The sequence below is a fragment of the Roseomonas chloroacetimidivorans genome (genome assembly GCF_049629625.1).
GTDB lineage: Bacteria > Pseudomonadota > Alphaproteobacteria > Acetobacterales > Acetobacteraceae > Roseomonas > Roseomonas chloroacetimidivorans.
In genome coordinates this window covers 1-4,219 of sequence record NZ_JBNBZS010000187.1, presented here as the reverse complement: position 1 = coordinate 4,219, position 4,219 = coordinate 1, and the positions used below count along the sequence as shown (strand labels likewise).

The window sequence follows — 4,219 nt, the reverse complement described above, 5'->3', positions numbered from 1 at the left end:
GATACGTCGATCCCGGCATAGTACTCCATGGCTGTCCCTCGATGATGCCTGGGGCCGACCCGTTCGGACCCCGTTCCACACACCATCACTCTGAGGGACAGCCGCCCTACCGCCCAAGCCCAGGCGGCCGGCCCATTACGGCATCTAGGCCGCAGCTTGGCACAAAGGCGGACGGCACGCCTCGCAAGCGGCGGGGCCGCAAGCCCCAGACCTCGCCCGGCATGCCCAAGCCCGGAGCCCAGCGCAACTTCACCGATTCCGAGAGCCGGATCATGCTCGGCCGCGACGGGTTCATCCAGGCCTACAACGCCCAGGCCGCCGTCGACGGAAAGGGCCAGGTCATCCTGGCGCATCGGCTGACCAACAACGTCTCCGATCAGGACGGGCTGGTGCCGCTGCTCAACGCCGTGGCCGCCAACACAGGCCGCATGCCGGCGGAGGTCTCCGCCGACAATGGCTTCTGCTCCGAGGCCAATCTGGCCGCCGTCGCTCAACGCGGCGTCCGCGCCTACATCGCTACCGGAAGGGCCAAGCATCCCGAAGGTGGCGAGGAGCGACAACGCGGCCCGCTCGTCTCGGCCATGCGCCTGAAGCTCAGGCGCGCCGGCCACCGCAGCCGTTACCGCCTGCGCAAGCACATCGTCGAACCCGTCTTCGGTCACATCAAGCAGGCCCGCGGGTTCCGGCAAATCCTGCACAGTTCGAGGCGGGCCACCCCCGCCTTGTATCTCTCACTTGCCTCTCGGTGATGAGCCGGCGAGGCTGATGACGGACGGGAGCCCGCATCCGCCTGGGGTCTACGAGCCCGTGTCTGAGCGAGGTGCCCCGTCCGCCGTCCCATCCGGGAACCCGAACGGTCGCCTGGGCCGCCGCCGCGCGAGCCCGTATTCGCAAGGACGGGTCATGGACCAATCCACTGCAGCCGGTCCGTCTTTCGCCGGCATCGACGTCTCGAAGGGTCGCCTTGACGTGCACCTGCGCCCTTAGGGGGAGAGCTTCGCGGTTGCTCGCGATGGGCCGGGCACTGAGGCGCTGCTGGCACGCTTGCAAGCGTTCTCCCCCGCCCTGGTCGTGCTCGAGGCGACGGGCAACTTCGAACTGACCGTCGCGGCAGCCCTGGCCGGGGCTGGCCTAGCGCTTGCCGTCGTCAACCCGCGCCAGATTCGCGACTTCGCCCGAGCCACCGGGCGGCTCGCCAAGACCAACCGGCTCGATGCCGAGAGCATCGCCCTTTTCGCCGAGCGCGTCCGGCCCGAACCCCGGCCTGTCGCGGACGCCGAGGCAGCAGCGCTTGCCGAACTCGTCGCCAGACGGCGCCAGATCATCGAGATGATCGGCATGGAGGCAAACCGGCGCCATCAGGCCCGCCATCCGGGCGTCGCCCGCACCATCGCCGCCACGCTCCGGGCCCTGGAATGCCCACTTGCAGACCTCGACCGCGACATCGGCGACGCCGTCCGTCGCTCGCCCGCCTGGCGAGAATCCGACGACCTTCTCCAAAGCGTGCCCGGCATCGGCCCGGTCGCCTCCCGCACCCTCATCGCTGAGATGCCGGAACTCGGCCGCCTCAACCGGCGCCAGGTCGCCGCCTTTGTCGGCGTCGCCCCTGTGAACCGCGACAGTGGCCAAAAGCGCGGCCACAGAGCCATATCCGGCGGCAGAACCGCCGTCCGCAGCGTCCTCTACATGGCCACGCTTTGCGCCGTCCGCTGGAACCCAATCCTTCGCGCGCACTAGAGCCAGCTCACCGCTCGAGGACGTCCCAAAAAGGTCCCCATCGTCGCCTGCATGCGCCGCCTCCTCGGCGTCCTCAACGCCATCCTGAGGTCCGGCCACCACGGCAAACCGCTTGACCCGCAACACGGTCGCTCAGACGGACATCTGGTCCAGTCCAGCACCGCGAGCCATGGATAGCGGCCCCCTTGGTGCCACGTGAGAGCTGGCGCTTGGAGAAGGCGTAGGCCCGACAGCCGATCGACCAGGCATCGTCCCCGGCCCAGGGATCCGCGAAGGCGATGGCGTCGGCCCGGCCACGAGCCAGGAGGCGGGCTGCGGCCGTGAGCCGCTCCTCGGTCAGAGAGGGGTGCAGCTCCCAGGGCAGGCGGCGTGGGGCAGGGGACTCGGTAGAGGCAGGGCTCTCATCCGTCATGACCACAGCATACACGTCGTCATCGAAGCAGCCGATGTTGTCGACCGGGTGCTCCGGTTGGTCGAGGGAGAGCTGGATGAGGCCGGCCCGGCAGCGTGGCTGCCGGGTAAACCGGCGGACTGGTTCTCATCAGCCCCGGCCGTCCAGCAGAGCCCAGAACCCGGCCTTGCGGCCGTGCTCGCGCCTGAGGCGCGCCAGGAACCCGTCATGGTTCTCGAGGCCGGGCTCCTGCGGCAGTAGCGATGCGAGGCTGGCGCAGGCCCGGACGTCGCGCACCGCATACCCGTACTGCCGCGAGGAGGCCCGCCGCAGCACGTCCTCGGCCAGGATCCGGTGCAGCAGCGTGGCGGCGACCGGGTATCGTTCGGCCAATGCCTCGGCCGCGGGGCGGAGCCGGCCGTAGTCGCGCCCGTCCATCTCGTCATGATGCGCCCGCACCAGCCGGTTCGCCGCTTCGAGGTTGGGCCAGCCGACCAGGAAGCTGAGCGCCAGGTTGCGGTCGGGATGCGCCAGCGCATACGCCATCGCCCGGTCCTCCGCGTCCACGTCGTCGAAATCCGGCAGGCCGCGAAGGTAGGGACGCAGATGCTGCGGCGCCAGCCAGCGGCGGAAGGCCTCCCAGCGCAGCGCCTGAGCCTCCTCGCGCCGCCCGAGCGCGTCGAGCGCCGCGATGCGCAGGTCCGTGTGCCGGACCTCCTCGCTCTCGTGCCGGTCGGGCGCCCGGTCCAGCCAGGCGAGCGCCTCGGCGGGGCGCCCATGAGCGATCAGGCGCTCGGCAATGTCGCCGGAGAAATTCTCCGCCCGGCCACCTGCTTCGGTGGCGGCGATATAGGCGTCAACGTCACTCTCGAGGTCGGCCAGGTCGCGCAGGCGGAAGGCGAGTTGACCCCGCCCGTGCCAGCTCTCGAAGGCGTCGGGCTTGCGGGAACGCGGCAGCGCGGTGAGACGCGTCTCCAGCAACCGACGCAGCTCCGCCCGGCCCTCGGGGCCGAGCGCCGGGCCGGCCGCCTCCAGCAGCCGGTCGGTCTCGCCGTATCCGTCGGCATCCCAGAGCGCCAGCACCTCGCCGGCCAGCGCCACCGGGTCGCGGTCCGGCAGCAACGCCCAGAGCCGTCCGAGTTCGGCGCCGGCCTGCCGGAACACCTCACCCAGCATGCCGCTGCCGTCGTCGCTGCGCTCGAACACGTTATCTGCGAGGCCGAGCAGCAGCCGCATCTGCGCTACGGCCGCGCGCGGGTCCGTCGCGGCCAAGGGCCTGGCGATCGTCTCGCGCAGGCTGTCGAGCTCGCGGGCGAGGGGGCGCACCTTGTCCCACTCGATGAACCCCCGCGATCGCCCAATGGTGCGCAGCCGCTTCTCCACCTCGGTAGCAAGCCGGCCACCGCCACCGCCACCGCCATCGGTTCCGGCGAGCGTGAGGCGCAGCGTGCGGGCCAGCGCGGCATCGCCCTCGGCCTGCGCCATCAGCAGCTCGGCCAGCCGGCGCGCTCCCAGCTGCTCCAGCGCCTCGGCGCTGAGCGCACGCGGAGCAGCCTTCTTCGGCTTGGGACGGCTAGGGGAGGGCGGTGCGGGTTCCGCATCGGCCATTGGGGGTGGGGTAAGGCGTGAGCGGGATACCCGGGCGCGTGGTGGCATGCTCAGCTCCTCACGGCTGTGGAAGCGCCGGATGAGGCGCCGCCCGGCGCCAACCACTCCCGGAGCTTCGACCAGCGCCGGCGCGCGCCCCCGTTGCGGACGGCGATGGCCAGCGCCCTTCGCTGCCCGACGAGCACGACCAGCTTCTTGCCCCGGGTCACACCGGTGTAGAGGAGGTTGCGCGCCAGCATGGCGTGGTGCTGCGTCGTGAGGGGGATGACCACGGCCGGGTATTCCGACCCTTGCGCCTTGTGGATGGTGGTCGCGTAGGCGAGTACCAGCTCATCGAGCTCGCCAAAGCCGTAGATGTGAGGTGGTCCCCGGATATCGGACAGGAGGCTAAGCTCGGTTCGCTATGAGAAGGATGGCCCCTGATGGCGGGCAAGCGGACGCGGTATTCGGCGGATTTCAAGGCGAAGGTGGCGCTGGAAGCGC

At 70.5% G+C, this 4,219-nt stretch carries 2 protein-coding genes and 2 pseudogenes; 2 read left to right on the top strand and 2 right to left on the bottom strand.

Annotated features, from left to right (window positions below):
* Positions 1 to 221 precede the first annotated feature (221 nt).
* Complete coding sequence (locus tag ACO1BU_RS36175; RefSeq protein ID WP_424140709.1) at positions 222 to 749, top strand: transposase; 528 nt, start codon at positions 222 to 224, stop codon at positions 747 to 749.
* Between the two features lie 154 nt (positions 750 to 903).
* A pseudogene (locus ACO1BU_RS36170) lies at positions 904 to 1,914 on the top strand (IS110 family RNA-guided transposase).
* 364 nt (positions 1,915 to 2,278) lie between these two features.
* On the opposite strand, the gene ACO1BU_RS36165 reads toward ACO1BU_RS36170, so the two are convergent.
* Positions 2,279 to 3,784 (bottom strand): DUF6880 family protein, encoded by a 1,506-nt coding sequence (locus ACO1BU_RS36165; protein ID WP_424140708.1) that lies wholly within the window; start codon positions 3,782 to 3,784, stop codon positions 2,279 to 2,281.
* Positions 3,785 to 3,786: 2 nt separating this feature from the next.
* Positions 3,787 to 4,092: pseudogene (locus tag ACO1BU_RS36160) on the bottom strand (ATP-binding domain-containing protein); the annotation flags it as partial.
* Positions 4,093 to 4,219 lie beyond the last annotated feature (127 nt).

Bases quoted from the DNA above. Each gene is read 5' to 3' on its own strand.
- ACO1BU_RS36165 (WP_424140708.1), bottom strand. From the start codon at position 3,784: ATGCCACCACGCGCCCGGGTATCCCGCTCACGCCTTACCCCACCCCCA.
- ACO1BU_RS36175 (WP_424140709.1), top strand. From the start codon at position 222: ATGCCCAAGCCCGGAGCCCAGCGCAACTTCACCGATTCCGAGAGCCGG.